General features: G+C 71.6%; 1 protein-coding gene. It reads right to left on the bottom strand.

Annotated features, from left to right (window positions below; genetic code table 11):
* Positions 1 to 170: 170 nt before the first annotated feature.
* Positions 171 to 1,046, bottom strand: a complete 876-nt coding sequence (locus tag FOE67_RS26510) for a class I SAM-dependent methyltransferase (protein ID WP_182667358.1) — start codon at positions 1,044 to 1,046, stop codon at positions 171 to 173.
* Positions 1,047 to 1,111 lie beyond the last annotated feature (65 nt).

Genomic DNA, 1,111 nt, shown 5'->3' with positions numbered 1-1,111 from the left:
GGCGAATGCCGAGGCGCCCCGGTGGGGGAGGGGCGTGCCGGTGCACCCTTTTCGACAACGACATTCATAATCGGAAAGAGTAGTCGAGTCGAGCCCCTCCTGCCGCGTCCGGCCGCGTGTCGGATGGCCCCGGGGTCGCCCCGGGGCCGCCCCGCGACCCCGTTGGAGCCTCAGCCCTCCGATCCGCCGGCGGAGCCCGGCCGGCGGGCGGTCACCAGCAGGGTCGGTTGGATCACGTGGTACCCCGGCTCGTCGAGGATCCGGGTGGGGCTCCCCGGGGCGAGCAGTTCCCGGGCGCGGGCGAGGTCTTTCCCGCTCATGCCGGCATCCGTTCCCCGGGCCTCCGCGGCGGCGAGGAGCTCGGGCCACACCACGCCCTCCAGGTACGGGCGCACGGTCGGGTCGTCCCCCACGGGGAAGCCGACGCGGGGCAGAACGTGCACCCGCACCTCCTCCAGCCCCGCGGCCAGGGCCCAGTGCGGATAGCGTTCGTAGTGGTCCGGGCCCTCATCGGGCAGTCCCCAGTTCAATTCCGAGGCGGTGCGCAGCAGGCGCTCCAGTCGGGAGTGCCCGGGCAGGAACATCGACTGGTAGTAGTTGGTGTTGAACAAGCCGATCACCCCACCGGGCCTCAGTGCCTCGGCCATGCGGGCGACTGTCGCGGCGGGGTCGGAGACGTTGCCCGGCCAGATCACATCACCCGCCCAGATCGCGTCGAACGTGCCGCCCGCGTCCGCCGCCTCGTCGAGAACCTCGAGCAGATCCGCCGCGCGGGTGGACACCCGCGCGCGCACCCCTTCCTCCTCGGCGTGGCGCAGGGCCATCTCCAGCACCATCGGCTCACGGTCCACCCCGAGGACCCGGGCTCCGGGTCCCGCCGCGCGGGCGAGGGCGACGAGGCCGCCGCCGGCCCCCGTGCCGATGTCCACCAGGTTCCCGCGCCTCCCCGGGTCGAGGAGCGCCACCGCCCGTTCGACCACGGGGGCGAAGAACGCCCTGTTGTTGAGGAGGTACGTGACCAGTCTGTTCTCGTCGATCTCCACCATGGAGACACAATAACTTGATAATCATTTTCTTTTGTCGGTCTCGTCGGGACCCGCCCTCCCGGCCC

Source organism: Streptomyces calidiresistens (genome assembly GCF_014141525.1).
Lineage (GTDB): Bacteria > Actinomycetota > Actinomycetes > Streptomycetales > Streptomycetaceae > Streptomyces > Streptomyces calidiresistens.
Note: the sequence above shows the minus strand (reverse complement) of the source record. Positions and strands in the feature narration are given on the sequence as shown.

What these genes read in the sequence shown, in the direction of transcription:
- FOE67_RS26510 (WP_182667358.1), bottom strand. Translation starts at nt 1,046, where the DNA reads ATGGTGGAGATCGACGAGAACAGACTGGTCACGTACCTCCTCAACAAC.